20 protein-coding genes are annotated in these 16,772 nt (G+C 33.5%); 3 read left to right on the top strand and 17 right to left on the bottom strand.

The genetic code is table 11. The features are described 5' to 3' along the window. Positions 1 to 427: 427 nt before the first annotated feature. The 10 genes from ACKI30_RS03960 to ACKI30_RS03915 all read right to left on the bottom strand — a co-directional run bounded on the left by ACKI30_RS03960 (position 428) and on the right by ACKI30_RS03915 (position 7,440). Complete coding sequence (locus ACKI30_RS03960; protein ID WP_407410052.1) at positions 428 to 1,042, bottom strand: phosphopantothenoylcysteine decarboxylase; 615 nt, start codon at positions 1,040 to 1,042, stop codon at positions 428 to 430. Between the two features lie 31 nt (positions 1,043 to 1,073). Then, positions 1,074 to 1,583 (bottom strand): flavoprotein, encoded by a 510-nt coding sequence (locus ACKI30_RS03955; RefSeq protein WP_295160342.1) that lies wholly within the window; start codon positions 1,581 to 1,583, stop codon positions 1,074 to 1,076. A gap of 28 nt (positions 1,584 to 1,611) precedes the next feature. Then, positions 1,612 to 2,166 carry a PsbP-related protein gene (locus ACKI30_RS03950; protein WP_407410049.1) on the bottom strand — a complete coding sequence of 185 codons (555 nt, stop codon included), beginning with the start codon at positions 2,164 to 2,166 and terminating at the stop codon, positions 1,612 to 1,614. Between the two features lie 13 nt (positions 2,167 to 2,179). Continuing rightward, positions 2,180 to 2,890, bottom strand: a complete 711-nt coding sequence (locus ACKI30_RS03945; RefSeq protein WP_407410047.1) for an endoglucanase — start codon at positions 2,888 to 2,890, stop codon at positions 2,180 to 2,182. Between the two features lie 61 nt (positions 2,891 to 2,951). Then, positions 2,952 to 3,755, bottom strand: a complete 804-nt coding sequence (gene pheA / locus ACKI30_RS03940; protein ID WP_407410095.1) for a prephenate dehydratase — start codon at positions 3,753 to 3,755, stop codon at positions 2,952 to 2,954. A gap of 56 nt (positions 3,756 to 3,811) precedes the next feature. Beyond that, positions 3,812 to 4,612 (bottom strand): CBS domain-containing protein, encoded by an 801-nt coding sequence (locus ACKI30_RS03935; RefSeq protein WP_407410045.1) that lies wholly within the window; start codon positions 4,610 to 4,612, stop codon positions 3,812 to 3,814. A 25-nt stretch (positions 4,613 to 4,637) separates the two neighbouring features. Further along, positions 4,638 to 5,573, bottom strand: a complete 936-nt coding sequence (locus ACKI30_RS03930) for a CBS domain-containing protein (protein ID WP_407410043.1) — start codon at positions 5,571 to 5,573, stop codon at positions 4,638 to 4,640. A 63-nt stretch (positions 5,574 to 5,636) separates the two neighbouring features. Continuing rightward, positions 5,637 to 6,335, bottom strand: a complete 699-nt coding sequence (locus tag ACKI30_RS03925; protein ID WP_407410041.1) for a 7-carboxy-7-deazaguanine synthase QueE — start codon at positions 6,333 to 6,335, stop codon at positions 5,637 to 5,639. Further along, the gene (locus ACKI30_RS03920; protein WP_407410039.1) at positions 6,335 to 6,850 is read right to left on the bottom strand and encodes a 6-carboxytetrahydropterin synthase; all 516 of its coding nucleotides are present in this window, start codon (positions 6,848 to 6,850) and stop codon (positions 6,335 to 6,337) included. The genes ACKI30_RS03925 and ACKI30_RS03920 overlap by 1 nt, the downstream gene beginning before the upstream one ends. Continuing rightward, complete coding sequence (locus ACKI30_RS03915; protein WP_407410037.1) at positions 6,847 to 7,440, bottom strand: DUF366 family protein; 594 nt, start codon at positions 7,438 to 7,440, stop codon at positions 6,847 to 6,849. Before ACKI30_RS03915 ends, ACKI30_RS03920 begins: the two co-directional genes overlap by 4 nt. A 93-nt stretch (positions 7,441 to 7,533) precedes the next feature. Between ACKI30_RS03915 and ACKI30_RS03910 the strand changes: the two genes are divergently transcribed. From ACKI30_RS03910 to cas4, 3 genes are all read left to right on the top strand, one after another. Next, positions 7,534 to 8,607: a DNA polymerase subunit beta gene (locus tag ACKI30_RS03910; RefSeq protein WP_407410035.1), complete on the top strand. Its 1,074-nt coding sequence runs from the start codon at positions 7,534 to 7,536 to the stop codon at positions 8,605 to 8,607. A gap of 242 nt (positions 8,608 to 8,849) precedes the next feature. Next, positions 8,850 to 10,328 (top strand): sodium-dependent transporter, encoded by a 1,479-nt coding sequence (locus ACKI30_RS03905; protein ID WP_407410031.1) that lies wholly within the window; start codon positions 8,850 to 8,852, stop codon positions 10,326 to 10,328. 135 nt (positions 10,329 to 10,463) lie between these two features. Then, on the top strand, positions 10,464 to 11,258 hold the full coding sequence (gene cas4 / locus ACKI30_RS03900) for a CRISPR-associated protein Cas4 (RefSeq protein ID WP_407410029.1): 795 nt from the start codon (positions 10,464 to 10,466) through the stop codon (positions 11,256 to 11,258). 93 nt (positions 11,259 to 11,351) lie between these two features. On the opposite strand, the gene ACKI30_RS03895 is transcribed toward cas4, so the two are convergent. Genes ACKI30_RS03895 through ACKI30_RS03865 form a run of 7 tightly spaced genes read right to left on the bottom strand, consistent with a single transcriptional unit; the run spans position 11,352 to position 16,765 of the window. Beyond that, complete coding sequence (locus tag ACKI30_RS03895) at positions 11,352 to 12,011, bottom strand: DUF5612 domain-containing protein (protein WP_407410027.1); 660 nt, start codon at positions 12,009 to 12,011, stop codon at positions 11,352 to 11,354. Continuing rightward, the gene (locus tag ACKI30_RS03890) at positions 12,004 to 12,267 is read right to left on the bottom strand and encodes an energy-converting hydrogenase B subunit P (protein ID WP_295160401.1); all 264 of its coding nucleotides are present in this window, start codon (positions 12,265 to 12,267) and stop codon (positions 12,004 to 12,006) included. The genes ACKI30_RS03895 and ACKI30_RS03890 overlap by 8 nt, the downstream gene beginning before the upstream one ends. Positions 12,268 to 12,277: 10 nt before the next feature. Next, a complete protein-coding gene (locus tag ACKI30_RS03885; RefSeq protein ID WP_407410025.1) occupies positions 12,278 to 13,276 on the bottom strand; it encodes a respiratory chain complex I subunit 1 family protein in 999 nt (332 codons plus the stop codon). Between the two features lie 3 nt (positions 13,277 to 13,279). Beyond that, a complete protein-coding gene (locus ACKI30_RS03880; protein ID WP_407410024.1) occupies positions 13,280 to 14,407 on the bottom strand; it encodes a nickel-dependent hydrogenase large subunit in 1,128 nt (375 codons plus the stop codon). Positions 14,408 to 14,419: 12 nt separating this feature from the next. Beyond that, positions 14,420 to 14,866 (bottom strand): NADH-quinone oxidoreductase subunit B family protein, encoded by a 447-nt coding sequence (locus ACKI30_RS03875; protein ID WP_295160305.1) that lies wholly within the window; start codon positions 14,864 to 14,866, stop codon positions 14,420 to 14,422. Continuing rightward, positions 14,867 to 15,358: a 4Fe-4S binding protein gene (locus ACKI30_RS03870; protein ID WP_407410021.1), complete on the bottom strand. Its 492-nt coding sequence runs from the start codon at positions 15,356 to 15,358 to the stop codon at positions 14,867 to 14,869. Then, positions 15,359 to 16,765 carry a 4Fe-4S binding protein gene (locus ACKI30_RS03865; RefSeq protein WP_407410020.1) on the bottom strand — a complete coding sequence of 469 codons (1,407 nt, stop codon included), beginning with the start codon at positions 16,763 to 16,765 and terminating at the stop codon, positions 15,359 to 15,361. Positions 16,766 to 16,772 lie beyond the last annotated feature (7 nt).

Here is a 16,772-nt window from a genome sequence, read left to right as displayed (position 1 = left end):
AAGCCTAAAGGCATGAACTTATTTTATTGAAATACTCTTTTTTTACAGAATTTTTTTCAGAGATGAATTTTTAGTATTTTATTTAAAAAAGTATTACTCAAAAATGCCCCATATCCAATAATAAAATATGGTTGATAGCAAAAAATTATTTGATTAAACCATACAAATTGAAAACAATTTTGCACTAAAAATTTAATCATAATCTAGAAATCCAATTTATACATCAAGTAAAAAACAAAAATAAGAAATTTTTAAAAATTCAAAAAAATGTGTAAACCCGACCCCATTGAAGTTATCTTTATTTTAATTTTATGAATAAGTAAATCAGAGAATGAGTTAAACACTATCAAAATTAATTAATAAAAAATTAAAATAAAAGAAGTTAATGTAAAAATAAAAAGATTAATAAAAGCACATGTAGATGAACTTATAATTTTTTAGAAATTACATCACAAATTGTTTTTGCAATTTCTTTTTTTGAAGCTAAAGGAACAGACAACACATCATCATCAACAATTAAAACCTCATTGTTATCAGATCCGAAATGACATTCATTTCTTGAAATATCATTAGCGATAACCAAATCTGTTCCGGCATCTGCAATTTGTTTTCTTGCACAGCCTATAATGTCATCACGGGAAATGTTAAATTCAGCTTTAAATCCTACCAGGAAAATGTCTGGATTTATTTTTTTAATTTGACGGATAATTTTTGTTGTTGGCTTTAAGTTTAAGAAAAGTGAACTGCTAGAGTCAATCTTTTTATCAGACTTTTGCCTAAATTCAAAATCGGAAACTGCCGCAGTGGAAATAAATATATCATAATCCCCAACTAACTTTAAAACAGCATCATTCATTTCCTGACTGGTTTCAACATGAATCGCATCAAAAACTGAAGGAATCTCAACACTAACATTGGCAACGACTAATTTTAAATCGGCACCTCTAATATACGCTTCTTTAGCGAGTTCCAAACCCATCTTACCGGAAGATTTATTGGTAATTCCCCTGACAGAATCAATAGGTTCGTAAGTACCGCCCAAACTTATTAAAACTTTTTTTCCTTTAATAATATCAGTCCTTATTTAAATTGATTGTTCTCAAAGATTCTAAAACAATATCCTCTTTAGAAGGGAATTTAGCTTTTCCCTCATCCATACGAGGTTTGATGAATGTTGCAGAACCCTCTTCTTTTATCTTATCAATGTTAGGTTTTATTGCTTTGAACATTGAATCGTGCATAGATGGAACGAAAATTATTGGAGTGTTATGTCCGTATGCAGTAATCAATAAAGTGGAAATAGGATTATCCGCTATTTTATATGCAAATTTAGAAATAGTGTTAGCAGTGGCCGGAGCAACTAAAATTAAGTCTTCCTGTGAATATTTCACATGTTCGATCTGCCCTGTCAATTTAGTAACCACTTCATTGCCTGTTGCAAATTCCATTGAATTTGGATTGATAAGCTCACAGGCTGCTTCACTCATAAAACATTTAACTTCCATATCATTTCTTCTTAACTCACGAGCCAGTTTGATTGACTCACTGGCAGCAACACTACCAGTAACACATAAAATAATCATTTTAACACCTGAAAAATAAAAAAAAGAATTATGTTATTTGAATTCCGGACAATACGAAATCAAACACATATAAATTATCTTCAAATTCTGAAATAGGAGCACTATACATTATAACGTATGCTTGCCCTCCTTTTTCAAACCATACTGCCTTATGCTCTTTTTCACCGGTTCCTTGTGTGGATGTATAGACATATTCATAAGCATCCTGACCGCCTACGGAAACCGCACCGGATGAAACTAATTGAAATGAGCTGTCCTTTTGCATTGATTTATAAGTATTATTTACAAAAGTGTTGAAATCCTCTTCAATTGGTTTTTTCTCAACGTTAATGTTAACTTGACCTATACCAAATGAATCAATGGAATCCAATTTTGAAATAGCCATTATTGAATAATTTGAAGTTGCCTTGGAGTTACCCCAATCAGAAGGATACTGAATTGATATACCTCCTTTGGATAATGACATTATATTTAAATCTGAGTTGGAATTGCTACTATCTTCACTGCTTACTGCTGTAACAGAAATCAAGAATAATAAAAGTATTAAAAGAACCATACTTCCTTTTAAAATATTATTTCTCATACCATCACCTCAATTATCCCTCTGTTGTTTCAATATTGCCATTTTGGCCACTACTACTTCCACCGTCACTGCTTGAGCCTTCACTGGATGAACTATCCTGTGATTGATCACTTTGATGACTATTTGAGCTACTGGATGAATCACTATACGAATTCGAATCATCCGCAGTAGTTTCTATATTATTATTCGAATAATCACTATAACTATAATTGCTGTAACTGGTATAATTAGCCGTATTATTGAGTTTTACATCTTCAGTAAATTCAGGGAATGCAGTATCATCAACAATAGCTACAGTTTCTCCTTGAGATAAAGATCCGAAATCCAAATTAAAAATACCATATGCAATTCCTGCGGTGAATCCTATTACTAAAATTAGCAATAACAATAGCTTAAAGGTTCCACTATCCATTCCAGGTTTTTTCTTTTTATTGTATTTAGCATCAGATTTTTTAGGATTAATAATATACTTTTGAACTAAATCTTGTTCTTCTTTTTTCTTGTTTTTGGTAGGTTTTCTTTTCCTTTTTTTGCCAGTATCCTTAGAAGATTTGCCTTGCATTGATCTAATTCTTCTAGTAGCGTCTCTAGCATCAATAGAGTTTAATTTATCTTCATATTTTGATCTGAAATAACTATACTTTTCAGCAGATATTTTACCAGACCGATAATCTGATTCAAGATTATCCATGACTCTAATGAGTTTTTCTCTATCATCTGACATATTCCTACCTCCCTGAATTTGTACATTTATTAGTTTATATAAACCTTAATTTAAAGTTTACTTAAAATTCAGGATAAGAACCTAAAACCTTCAAAAAATACGTATGATTATCAATTTCTTCCAATATGTTTTGAATCAATTCATCATCTTTGTGACCATTAAAGTCAACAAAGAATAAATATTTGCCTAAACCTTTTTTTGAAGGCCTTGATTCAATTTTAGTTAAGTTGATGTTGTTTTTTTCAAATATTCCTAAAATATTATATAATCCCCCAGGCTTGTCCTCATATATTGAAAATATGATGGAAGTCTTATCTTTACCTGTCATTTCATGATCTTTTTTTGAAACGACGACAAATCTGGTTTCATTATTGTCAACATCCTGAATATTTGATTGTAAAATTTCCAAACCATATAATTCTACAATTTTTGAGTTTCCGATAGCTGCCTTGGAATTGTCTCCGATTATATCCTTCGCAGCTCTGGCAGTACTGATTGCATAATGTGGCTGGATTTTGTTTTCACGGATAAATTCCTGACACTGTGCTATTGCCTGAGCATGGGAATATACATCTTCGATATCATCCATTGTACAGCCGGGATTGACAATCAGGTTCTGATTAATTGGAATTATGATTTCCCTATATATTTTCAAGTCAAATTTATGGGCCAGTGAATCCAAAGTAATACCTACAGGTCCTTCAATAGAATTTTCGATTGGAATAACACCAAAAGAGCACTCATCATTAACTACACTTTCCATGACTGCCGGAATTGTACAGTACGGAATCAGTTCATCACCGATAAAATTAGCAGCTTCATGAGTGAAAGTTCCCTTAGGACCTAAAAATGAAATTAGTGTAATTTTTAAACCCCCTAAAAATAAAAAAAAAGTAGTATAGTTAAAAAACTATACGAAATTTAAGATTCTAATTTTTCAATTAGTTTTAAAATATCTGTTTGTGTGATAATACCTACCACTTGGTCATCTTCAACAACAGGCAAACCGTTGAATCCGGTTTCCATCATTATATTAGATACTTCAGTAATAGACATTTCTTTTGTCACATAAGTTGGGTTAGTAGACATAATGTCTTCAATTAAAACCTCTTTAATTTGAGATTTCTGATACTTTTCAGGAACATTTTTTCTAAAGTCAATGAATGCTCTCATCAAATCTTTAGATGTAATCATTCCAACAAGTTTTCCATCATCAATAACAGGCAATCTTCCAACATGAGACTCGATCATCAATCTTCTTCCATGAATGAGCCTTTCAGTTGGAGATACTGAAACTAACTCTTTTGACATTATCTCTTTTACAGTTATCTTATCAAATGCGATTCCAGTAGCAAGAGTGACAAAGTCTGCTTTTGAAACGATTCCAACCATCTGTTCATCATCCATGACAGGAACAGAACCGATTCCATTTTCCAGCATTAATTTTGCAACATCTTCTAACTGCATTGATTGCGGAACTGTAAATACATCTTTAACCATTACGGATGAAATATGAAGTCTTGATGCAGGCATGCTTTCATATTTTGAAGAACCGAGCTTATTAGCTATGTCCCTTTCTGAAATAATACCAACTAATTCTTTATTGTTAGTTACAGGTAAACGGGATACATTGTGTTTACGTAACAATTTCAATGCATCAGAAAGATTTTGATCTTTGTCTACAGTGATTAAATCCTCAGACATCAAATTCTTAATTTGCATATTATCATCTCCTTAATAAATCAATTTAATATCTTTTAACAGCGTTTAAAATATCTCTTTCAGTGATAATTCCCATAATGTTATCATCTTTAACAACTGGAACTCCACCAATGTTTCTTTCAGCGAAGAGTTCACATAATTCGCCGATAGTCATAGTAGGTTCAACAGTTACTGGGTCTTTAACCATAATGTCGGAAATAACTGTTTTTAAAACATCAGTTGCTAAATTGGAATTCAAGTGATCAAATAATTCTTTTGCGTTTAGGAATCTGATAACATCAGTAGAGGTTAAGATACCTAATAATTTTTTAGCTGCTTTAGAGATATCTGCTTCACCACCAACGATTGGAATTCTTCTTAAACCATTTCTAACCATGATTTTGCATGCCCCTTCAAGAGGAGTTCCAGGGGTTGTAGTGAATACTTTAGTACTCATATAATCTTGTACAGTTTCTTTACCAGCCATACCTGCTAAAGATAAAGCAATGTCCCTTTCAGTTACGATTCCTGCAAGTTTTCCTTCAGAATCTGTAAGAGGAATTGCACCTAATTGATTAGCCAACATTGTTTCAATAGTATCAGCAATTGAAGCTTTGTTAGATAAAGTAATCAAATCACGAGTCATGATTTCTTTGATTGGTTCATTGATAGCAGCTAAGAAGTTATCTTCGTATTTTTTCTCAATAATGTTGAATTTTTTTCCTCCACCAAAGAAATCTAAGATATCCATTACTGTTACAATACCCAATAACTTGCCGGAACCAGGATCTGTGATTGGTAATCTTCTGAATTCATGTTCCATCATTACTTTTGCAGTGTCTTTTATACTTTTTGAAGGAGGGATAGAAATAACATCTCTAGTTGCAATAGCCATTATGTCTCCTTCTTTGTCGTGAACTTTGGTTTCACGTTCAACTGCACCTGTATTTGATTTTCTATTAATGGATGTTTTATTTTTCATTTACACACCTCAATTTACAATTGCTCTTCAAAAATTAAATAAAATCTATATCAAAAACAAAATTCACTCAATATCCAAAATCTTATGGATTTGAGGAATGGTGGAAACTTCAAAATATTGCCCAACAATTTCAGAAAAATTAAATAATCTAAAATTAATATCGCTCCAGTCTGATAGAGGACTAGAAGGTTGGATAATTATTTTAAGGTTGCTTTTGTTAGAAATATTCTCGGATAATTTTTCAACTACCTCTTTAAATGACTTTATTTTTGTTGAAGGCAATATAACTACTTTACAATATACATTTATGCACTTCGCCATTAATAAATTTAGTGATTTAATTTCATTAATAAAAATGCTTTCATCAAAATCGCCGTCAAAATGCTCAGGTAACTTTATATCCAATGAAACCATGTCCAATTTATCAATCAAATCAATATTGTCTGGCAAAGTACCATTAGTTTCTAGCATGATATTTAAATCTAAATTTTTACCAACTTCATTAATAAAGTCAGGATATAAGCTAGGCTCACCTCCAGTAAATGAAACAGTCTTGCAATCAGGAGTCAATAATCTATTGATTTCCTCAGTCACTTCCTGAGGAGTCATTAACTTGCCTGATTTCTCAGATTTACTGTCATTGGTGTCGCAATAATTACAATTTAGATTGCAACCTGCAAATCTAACAAATATTTGTCTCTCACCTATTAATAAACCTTCACCTTGAAAAGATGAAAATATTTCAATAATCGGAGCTTTCATTATAAATCTTTCCTATACATTGCTCCTTGACCTATTCCCTCATTAACACATACTGCAACATATCCTAAATTATCATATGTTTCTGAAAGTTTACGTGCCAATGTTTCTGCGAAAAATTTTGATAGCTCTTCAGCAGAAGTGTAAGGAAGAGGTAAAAACACACAATCCACAGACGGAATGGAATATGCTTTACCGTCAATTTTAAAGTGAGCTGTTTTTTGTTCCTTTAAATCAAAAATTGAATCGGATTTTTTGTCAAAATCTTTAAAATCAATTAAATTATTATAAACTGGGATCAATAATCTGTGGTCCAGTTCATCGCAAATTGCTTTAGTATAAGCTTTAACATCTTTGAAATCAACTACAAATTCAAATTCACCTGCTCTTTCACCTTCAATTTCAACATCTACAAAGTAAGAGTGCCCATGAATAAATCCGCATGATTCATGTCCTGGAATGACATGAGCAGATGAAAACCTTAAATTTGATTGAATACCATTAACTAAAATTTTCATATTAACACCTTAGTTTTACTAATATCTTTTTCAATTGTTTCCAATTCATTGATGAATCTTTCTGCAGTTTCATTAACTAAACCCACCAGATTATCTTCATTGAATATTTGCTTGCCATCAACCCTAATGTCATAAAGACCAATTGTCTCAACATCATTTGGAGTTCCCTTATCTTCCAGGTTAAGTGCAAAGTGTATTTTTGCTGAACTCAATGACACACTGGCTATTGAAATAGACAGTTTTCCACCGTCAACAAATATGTCATCGCCTTCCCTTTTGGAGGAGATGCCTTTTTCAGTTAGGATTTCTCTGAATATCATTACCAATAGCCTTTGTCTTAAATAAGCAATCCTCATGTTTGGAGGTTGCTGGTCAAAAAATTCACAAATAAAGTTAACCATATAATTTGACTTAATTTCAAGACCTACATCTGCAAAATCTTTTAAATTATCAGGAGTAATGTTAACAGGACCAATCCATGTTATAATTGATGAGCCATATATTCCAAATTCCTGAAATGCCCATGACGGATTGATTTGACTTCCATCATATTCAAAAATTTCATCAATGTGTTTATGAATAATAGACATGAATTATTATTAGATTATATTTTTATTTAAATATTAAGATGAAATCAAAAAATAAATTAATACTGAATGTAAAATTAGTATTGAGGAGATAATATGGAACAAGTACGAACAAGAGATTTCATTTACACAAGCGATGATTTGTATTTCGCATCAACCAATTACATTCACCCTGAAAACAGAGTAATTTCATTTTTAAGATATGTGCCTGACCCTGAAGGGGACCGTGAAAAGGACGGTAAAAGATACCGAAAAGTAGGATCTGAAGAGGCATATACATACCTAAGAGAAAATCATCCAGATTACCTGTATTTTTCTGAAGTCACCAATGTAGAAATGATGGGAGTTCCACTAGACAAAGTTGTAAGAGTAATTAAACCTGAAAATAGACTTTTAGGACTTAAAAAGACATTTGATGAAGGAGGAGAAGTTAAAAATCCTGAACTGATAGCAAAATTAATGGATGTTGCAGACTTTTTCCACTTCATGGCAGACATCCCATATGACAATTTAGGAATTTCAGGCTCAATCTTGCCAGGACTTCAAAAAAGTGATGTTTCAGATTTGGACTTCGTGGTTTATGGCCTTGACAACCACAGAAGGGCAATTGCAGCTTTTAAGGAACATCGCGGAAAAGAAGTCTACATTGAAGAAGTGGACAAACACATCACCGTTGAAGGAATTACAAATGACTATTGGGATTTTGTATACGATAAAAGAATGTTTGATGAAAGTTTGACCAAAGAAGAATTCAGATGGTATGAAAATAGGAAAGCCAATAGAGGAACAATCAACGGAACCTTATTTGACATATTGGCTACCAAGGATTATGATGAAATCGAAGGAACCTGGGGAGATACAGTCTACGAACCTCAAGGAATATCTAAAATAGAATGCGACATTGTTAGTGCACTTGGAGCATTTGACAATCCTTCTTTATACACCATTGAAAATGTCAAAGTTTTAGATGGAGTTGATTTCGAGCTGACAGAAATTGTTTCATTTACCCATACCTATGCAGGGGAAGTTATTGATGGAGAACATGTCATTGCCAAAGGAAAAGTTGAAAAAGTCATCATCAACGGAGAATTCAGCAATTACAGACTTGTTGTCGGAACCACCCGTGAAGCAATTGACGAATACTTAAAGCTTAAGGAAAGTCCAGCTTAATATCATACATGAGAGTTTACACTCTCACACCCTATTTTTTAAACAACTGTTAAAAATTCATGTCATATTTTATTAATTTTTCACAATTTTAAACAAAACGAATATTATTCATTTAAAAAAACAATGAATATCTATTTTATTCAACGATTTTAAAGAAATAATAAAGGGAGTTAACAAAAATAAACAAATAATATATAAACTTCAAACTCCTAAAATAATAATATTCAATTAAATGTGATAATATGACAGAGACAAAAAAATCAGAATGGAACAGTAATCTTGCATTCATGATGGCAATGATTGGTTCTGCTGTTGGTCTTGGAAACATCTGGCGTTTCCCTAACGTTTTATACTCCAACGGTGGAGGATCATTCATGATTCCATATATCGTTTCTTTATTCCTGCTTGGAATTTCATTTGTTTTAGTGGAATATGCAGTGGGATTCAAGTTCAAGAAATCATTGGCAAGAATATTGTTTTCAGTAAGTAAAAAACTGGAACCAGTAGCATGGTTCATATTATTAATCGTATTTCTAATTACAACCTATTACGTCTGCGTAGTGGGATGGGACTTCATTTATATTATATTGAGTTTAACAAAAGCATGGGGAGCAAATCCAGATTTATACTTTGCAAATAACGTTTTACATGCAACAGATTCAATGTCCGGAATATTTACTATCGTACCGAATGTTCTCGTATCAGTATTTGTCATTTGGTTCATGGCATGGTTCATTATCAAAAGAGACTTGAATGACGGTATCGGTAATGTCAGTAAAATTTTACTACCGCTTCTTTGTGCGATTGTCGTAATTATCGTTGCATTCTCCCTAACATTACCTGGAGCTTCTATCGGTTACACCCAGATATTTACTCCTGATTGGTCAACTTTAACCAATTTAAATGTATGGCTGGCAGCGTTTGGACAAATCGTATTTTCCTTAAGTTTAGGTATGGCAATTGCAATGACTTATGCAAGTTACTTGCCTGAAGGTTCAAAACTAGTTGACAATGCAGTCATCGTTGCATTTTCAAATTCCGGTTTTGAAGTGTTTAACTCAATTGGAATATTCTCAATTTTAGGATTCATGACATTATCCACAGGAATTCCATTCAATGAACTTGTAACCGAAGGAACAGGTCTCGCATTCGTTGTTTTCCCACAAGTATTCAATACAATGGGAGGCGTTGCATACATTATCGGACCGTTATTCTTCCTGTGTATTCTCTTTGCAGGAATCACATCAGTCATTGCACTTCTTGAGGGAGTATGTTATTCAATTTCAGAAAAATTCCTTATTGAACGTAAAAAGACCGCAACAGTTGTTTGTATCGTAGGATTTTTAATTTCCTGTATCTTTGCAACAGGTGCCGGAAGTACTATTTTAGGAGTATTTGATGCATACTTAAACAATTTCGCATTGTTATTCGCAATACTTCTCGAATGTATAATCTTCGGTTGGGTTTACAAATTTGACGACCTGATTGATACATTGAACAGTAACTCATCAATCAAAGTGGGAAAAACCTGGAAAACCGTTATCAAATACATCTTACCAATTTGTATCTTCGGTCTTTGGGCTCAAGGAGTTTACTCAACAATAAGCTCTGCCGATGGGCTGAGCCTTACCATCATGGCAATACTGACAATCGTATTAATAGTAGTACCATTTATTTTTGCAAAATTGCCTGCAATCAATAAGGATTACTACAATGTTTAAAATTGACTTAAAATAGCTAAATTATTAGCTATTCTCTTTTTTTATTTTACTTTAAAGAATTTAAAGCATTTATAACTTCTTATTTTTTATATCAGAAAGTTCTAAGTATTATTACAGAATTTAAGAGGTTATAAAATGATAAATGTTTCTTCGATTAAAACCCACATGTACTGTCCCATGAAACTGTACATACAAAATCATGTTGATGTAAGTGAAAATGAGGACTTTCAGCTTGCAATTGAAATAAAAAAGCTTAAAATTGATATTTTAGATTTGATTCAAAAGAACATGCGCAAAATCAAAAAGGACATGGGCCTTGTGCAAATAGAACATGTTCTTTCAGAAAACATAGATTCATACATAAAAAGCACTGCAGACGCAATAATATCCATGGATTTAGGGCTAGACAATGAAAAAATCAACCAGATTATTGACGATGCCTACTTTAACATAAAAATCACTTCTTTAAAAATTAAACAAGCCATGACAATCCTTGATAAAAATGCATTCGCCATAATAGATATGTTCTTTCCAAATTCAATGTATTCATACCTATTAAAAGATCCACAACTTGAATTGATAGGAATGTGCGATAAAATTGAGATAATTGACGGCAAATACTATCCAGTCGCCATTAAAAGCTCTAATCCACCCGTCAAAGGAGTTTGGGACCAAGATGCCATAGAGCTTGTAGCGTATGCAATACTTCTTGAAGAGGAATTTGAAACAGAAGTCTTTGTGGGATTTGTTGATTATGAAAAAATAGGAGACAGACGCCCTGTTGTAATGGATGTCAATCTCAGAAAAGGATTGTTTGACGTGATGCGAGAAGTTAAAGAAATAACCGATAACAAAAAACTTCCAAATGTCAGCAAAAATCCAAGAAAATGCAGCCATTGCGAGTATAATGAAATCTGTTTAAAAGATTAAAAAAAGATTAATTAAGTAAATAATGATTAAAAAATCATTATTTACCAATCAGAGAGTTGTAACAACTCATCTATATGTCCATAAACATGAAATTTAAAATTTAATATTATCTCCAAGCCTTTCAATATTGAAAACCGCAGTATCTGCAATGGCCATTACTGCCAGAACACCAGCCTGAATCGGATCAGTTATAATCAAATCAGCATATTCTGTTACACTTCCAGGCATGTTAAGGGAAATTACAATCAAATTACTCTCTTCCTTAACTTTTTTAACAGATTCAGTAATTTCTCCACCCATAAGAGAACCTGCAAGAACAAGAGCACTCACACGAGGAAGCCTAGATATAGCTTCAATAGCTTCTGCTAATGGTTTTTCACCAACCAACGGGATTGTATCAACACTTATACGTTCCCCACGTATATTATGCCTGTCCGCTTCAGTTATTGCACCTGTAGCAACTTGGGATACCTGTGCTCCACCACCAACAATAATTATACGTTTACCCCATATGTCAAATTGAGAACCATGCAATTCAACCAATTTCACTTCAGAAATATTATTTAAATCCTCCAATAACTCGTCGATATCTTCAACATGTTCCAATTCCAAATTAATTGAACCCATATTGTTCTTTTCAACGAAAAGGTGAACATAACTAATGTTAGCACCATGACTGGTGATGACATCAGTAATGTCATCCAATACTCCTTTTTTCTCATCAGTTTTAATTGTTAATGTATAATCACTCATTTTTTGGCCTGATTTTATCTAATTCTGCATGTGCTCGTTTCCATAAGCTTAAAAAATTATCTTCTTTAGATACTGGAATAACCTTAAGACCTAATGCTTTATGTTCAGCTATCCATTCTTCATGGAAAACTGGTATTTCTATTTTAATTGGCTCAGAGGTTTCATTTACGATTATTAAGTTTCTGTAAGGAAAATCCCATTCGACAATGTATCCTCCAAGACTTACCATATGATATGGTCTCATAACAAATTTCATCAAATCACCTCTATAACAATCCAATCACAATAGCTAAAACACCTAACAATGTAGTTCCGAGAATTGTTGGCAATAATTGTCTGTTTGTAAATACTGGGGAGAATGCTGAAAATATTCCCATCATAAATACGAATATCAATGCTACAACAATATTGACTAAAATACTCCAGGATGTAATCACTGGCGGAAGTCCTAAGAACAGCACTGAGAATAACACACCAAGCACCATCATGAAGAATCCTCTTGTAAGATATACGACAGCCCTGTATTTTGCTGCATATTCCATGTATGGCCCTTCAATAACATCACTTTTTGCCTTGATGATTGAAAATGGATACTCATTCAATATAATCATGTATCCAATGAAAAATACTATTGCTGCAATTGCACCTGATACTGTGAACAGGAATGGACCATGAGCATGCTGATATGAAACAATATCTGCCAAGAAAATACTTCTTGCTTGAGTTATAGGTGCAAACAATGCCAAATACAATGGGAATGAACCATATGTAATCATTCTTAGAGATCTTCTTGAACTTATGTCTTCAATAAATGATCTTGCAGCATTATTGTGAACTGCACCTTTAATTTGGTCAGGGAAAGGCATTCTAACAGACATTACTGATTTAGACAATGCTCCCATCAGTACATAACATATTTCCTCAACTTTTAAAAGTCCTACAATAGCAACTAAGCTTGAAAGAGCAGGAATTGCAAAAGCCTGAGGAGTTAATGCTATAAGTAAACATGTAACTACGATAAAGCAGATTACCGGCAAGGATTTATATAACCCTGGAACTGGAGATTCAACCTTAACGTTTTCTTTAAAGATGAATTTGATTGGAGCCAATATTCCTGGAGAAATTACAAGTGGCCCAATCCTTTGCTGAATTCTTGCATGCACATATTTCCTTTCAATACCCGGCAGGAATGTTGAAATTATAAAACATGCTATAACAGTTACTGCCGCAACAATAATAGAATTAATCATAACATTTGAAAACATTTTCTATCTCCTGATTATCTCTATTGCTCTGTCAGTACATGTAAAACAAGGGTCACATTGTACAATACAAAGTTGAGCATCAGTAATTTGATCTCCAATGCATGCATACTGCATAGCACCAATGTTTGCCATTGATGGAGTTCTAATTATACAGTGCCTTACTCTTCCACTTTCAAGTGCATAAGAATGATACAGTGTTCCTCTTGGAACTTCTATATAACTTTCAATGATGTCAGTGTCAAACATTTCCCAATCTCTGTTAACTACTTTTCCATCAGGAATGTTTGCGATAGCTTGACGAATAATTTTAATTGATTCAAATGATTCAAGAGCTCTCATGACCAAGTTTGATTTTACGTCACCGTCAGGTTGTGTGATTACGTTGAAGTCAAAGTTATCATATTCGAACATGGTTGTCCTGAGGTCTCTTGCAACACCGGTTGCTCTTAAAGTCGGTCCAGTCACTGCAAGTTCAATAGCTTGTTTTTGAGGAAGCACACCAATTCCGGTAATCCTTGACATGACAATTGAATCTGCTGTAAATCTTTCTACAAATCCTGTAAGGCCTTCTTCAATTGCATCCATATCATTTTTAAGCCTTAACAATTTTGCTTCATCCAAATCACATCTTGGCCTTACTCCACCTAAAACGGAACATCCGTATTGAACTCTGTTCCCACCAATCATTGCAAGCAGTTCCATGACTATTTCCCTTAAGTAGAAAACCCTCATTGAAAATGTTTCATGAGACAATACTTCACAACCGTGTGCGAGATACAAGAAATGTGAGTGTAAACGTTCAAGTTCACCCATTATAACACGAATGTATAAAGCTCTTTCAGGAATTTCAATACCTAAACCCATTTCTGCAGTCCTGCATGAGTTCCATATATGTGAATTAGAACAAATTCCACAAATCTTTTCTGTGAGTGAATTTGCCTTTTCCACAGGAAGGCCTTCCATAATCCTTTCAATACCCCTATGGTTAACACCAATAGTGATTTCCGCTTCCTGGACTATTTCATCTTCTACAAAGAATCTTACCCTATATGGTTCCAATGCAGCAGGGTGAACTGTACCCATTGGAATTTCGGTTTCAATAATATTGCTTCTTGGTACTTTTTCATCCATTTAATCCCCTCTTTAATCCGCATCCAATAATATAGGTAACAGTGATACAACTCCAGCTAAAACATCTTGAGGCCTTACGGCACATCCTGGAACTTTTGCATCTACTGGTATAATATTTTCGACCGGTCCTTCAATCTCTTCGGACGGAATATCTCCATAACAGTTTTTGTATACTCCACCCATCAAAGCACAACTTCCTGCAGCTACAACCAATTTAGGATTAGGAATAGCATTATAAATCTCTTCTAAAGGCTTTCTGTTCAAGTGTGTAACCGGTCCGGTTACAACAAGCACATCAGCTTCACGAGGATTCCATGTTAAATACACATTATATTGTTCAGCATCGAATCTTGGTGACAATATTGAGTTTACAATTTCAATATCACATCCGTTACATCCGCCGGTGTAAACCAACATGACATGAATTGCCCTTACTCTTGAAAATGACTTAATTCCCATCTAATCACCATCCTCACTATTTCTCAATACAGTTGTATCTGACAAGTATTGTGCAATAAATTTAAGTTTATCATCTGAAATTTTAAATGGTTGCTCGATAAATTCAGACACGTCAACTTCCTGATCACCAACACAGCTTGGGTGAATAGTTCCTTTTTCACCGTAAAGTGAATATATAGGACAGAAGTCATGACAGTAATAACATACAACACATTTTTCAAGATTAATTTCAGGTACTTCACTTTTAGTCCAATCATCAGTTATCTTTACAGGGCTTGCTAATTTTTTCATCTCCACTGCACCTGTTGGACAGACATTGACACAACCTCCACATCCAATACAAGCTTTCTCATCGACTCTGTCGTCAACTTCTACTGAAAGGGTTGAGATTTGCCTTTTAAGCTCCATGTCTGTAACTCTATCAGCTGCAAAAAAGATTCTTTTAAAGTTAGTAAAAGCTCCTTCTAAAGCTATTCTAAGTATATTTCTCATTTAAATACCCTCTATTGAATCTTTAAAATTTCTTTCGAATAAAAATGCCCTTGCAGGACATGCGTTTTTACATGCTCCACAGTAAGTACATTTTTCATCATTCACTACAAAGTTACCATCAATTTCCTCAATCGCATCATATGAACAGGTCTTATGACATAATCCGCAATGCATACATAATTTTTGTTCAATGAAGTTAAATCCATCTTTAATTTCATTTTTATACATTGTGGTTTTTGGAATTGCGTCAACAGGACAGTGAACAGCACAGTTTTCACATAATATACATTTATCAAGGTCAACTGATATTTTATCCCTGTTCAATGTGATTGCGCCCTCTTGACATACTTCTGAACATATTCCGCATGAAATACAATCATCTGTAACTTTACCATCCCAACTAGCAGTCATGTATTGACGTGCATGGGTCTCATCACATACCTGGACACATTTTCCACATGAAACACAGAAACCAGCAAGAGTTGTCAATTCTTTTTCTTCATACTCATCAAAGATGAACATTTCCTCATCTTCTTTTAGAGTGTGAATAGGACAGAATTGTATCTGTTTTCCGTGATTTCTGTTTTCTGTATCCATAGTCGGATCATATCTGAGAGTTCCGAAAGATTTTTTAAGTGAATCATTTTCACAGACATCGGAACATAATCCGCAGTTAAGACAAGAAATTATTTTGCCAGTTGGTTTTTGATTAATCTTATTAACAACAATTTTTGAGTCCTCAACGGAAATTGCATTATGAGGACATGCCTTCATACAATTTAAACAGAGTGTACAATTTGATTTGCTGACTATTTGATGTTTATTCATGGATCCGTTTGGACAGACATCCTCACATAGTCTGCATTCACTACAAATTCCTTCATCCCTATCAATTTTTACATGAATTGCATTTGTTGGACAATACTCCTGACATCTTCCACACAAAATACACTTATCAGTGTCTGTTCCGAAGTAGGATCTTGTGACTTCCTTAACTTCATTTTCCTTTTTGGAACGAAGACTTTGTAGTGGAGGATTTAGAATATTGAATGATTTTATTAAAGTTATTTGCTTGGATTTTTCCATTTCCCATCCGTCAACACGGTTTGGACAGACTTCTGAGCAAACTCCACAACGTGAACAAATACCGTATACAATTCCATCTTCAATAGTGATATTGTTTGTAGGGCAATTGTACATACACATTCCACAGCCATTACATTTAGCCCTGTCTACTACATACCCTCCATAGCTATTCTCGAAAATTGCTCCATTAGGACAGTTTTTATAACATATTCCGCAAGTAAGACAGCTAAACGCTTTACCATTAATGAATTTGATAGCTTTTGTAGGGCATTGTTTTATACAATCTCTTTTTCCATCACATGTATTAGTCGATAAAAACATTATAAAA

The organism is Methanobrevibacter sp. (genome assembly GCF_045539575.1).
GTDB lineage: Archaea > Methanobacteriota > Methanobacteria > Methanobacteriales > Methanobacteriaceae > Methanocatella.
This window is presented reverse-complemented; position numbering and strand designations above follow the sequence as displayed.

Excerpts from the sequence above, each read along its gene's own strand:
- ACKI30_RS03930 (WP_407410043.1), bottom strand. The coding sequence starts at position 5,573 with ATGAAAAATAAAACATCCATTAATAGAAAATCAAATACAGGTGCAGTT.
- ACKI30_RS03920 (WP_407410039.1), bottom strand. The coding sequence starts at position 6,850 with ATGAAAATTTTAGTTAATGGTATTCAATCAAATTTAAGGTTTTCATCT.
- ACKI30_RS03910 (WP_407410035.1), top strand. The coding sequence starts at position 7,534 with ATGGAACAAGTACGAACAAGAGATTTCATTTACACAAGCGATGATTTG.
- ACKI30_RS03870 (WP_407410021.1), bottom strand. The coding sequence starts at position 15,358 with ATGAGAAATATACTTAGAATAGCTTTAGAAGGAGCTTTTACTAACTTT.
- ACKI30_RS03865 (WP_407410020.1), bottom strand. The coding sequence starts at position 16,765 with ATGTTTTTATCGACTAATACATGTGATGGAAAAAGAGATTGTATAAAA.
- ACKI30_RS03885 (WP_407410025.1), bottom strand. The coding sequence starts at position 13,276 with ATGTTTTCAAATGTTATGATTAATTCTATTATTGTTGCGGCAGTAACT.
- ACKI30_RS03925 (WP_407410041.1), bottom strand. The coding sequence starts at position 6,335 with ATGAAAGCTCCGATTATTGAAATATTTTCATCTTTTCAAGGTGAAGGT.
- ACKI30_RS03950 (WP_407410049.1), bottom strand. The coding sequence starts at position 2,166 with ATGAGAAATAATATTTTAAAAGGAAGTATGGTTCTTTTAATACTTTTA.
- ACKI30_RS03945 (WP_407410047.1), bottom strand. The coding sequence starts at position 2,890 with ATGTCAGATGATAGAGAAAAACTCATTAGAGTCATGGATAATCTTGAA.
- ACKI30_RS03905 (WP_407410031.1), top strand. The coding sequence starts at position 8,850 with ATGACAGAGACAAAAAAATCAGAATGGAACAGTAATCTTGCATTCATG.
- ACKI30_RS03935 (WP_407410045.1), bottom strand. The coding sequence starts at position 4,612 with ATGCAAATTAAGAATTTGATGTCTGAGGATTTAATCACTGTAGACAAA.
- ACKI30_RS03955 (WP_295160342.1), bottom strand. The coding sequence starts at position 1,583 with ATGATTATTTTATGTGTTACTGGTAGTGTTGCTGCCAGTGAGTCAATC.
- ACKI30_RS03915 (WP_407410037.1), bottom strand. The coding sequence starts at position 7,440 with ATGTCTATTATTCATAAACACATTGATGAAATTTTTGAATATGATGGA.
- ACKI30_RS03875 (WP_295160305.1), bottom strand. The coding sequence starts at position 14,866 with ATGGGAATTAAGTCATTTTCAAGAGTAAGGGCAATTCATGTCATGTTG.
- ACKI30_RS03895 (WP_407410027.1), bottom strand. The coding sequence starts at position 12,011 with ATGAGTGATTATACATTAACAATTAAAACTGATGAGAAAAAAGGAGTA.
- ACKI30_RS03880 (WP_407410024.1), bottom strand. The coding sequence starts at position 14,407 with ATGGATGAAAAAGTACCAAGAAGCAATATTATTGAAACCGAAATTCCA.
- cas4 (WP_407410029.1), top strand. The coding sequence starts at position 10,464 with ATGATAAATGTTTCTTCGATTAAAACCCACATGTACTGTCCCATGAAA.
- ACKI30_RS03890 (WP_295160401.1), bottom strand. The coding sequence starts at position 12,267 with ATGAAATTTGTTATGAGACCATATCATATGGTAAGTCTTGGAGGATAC.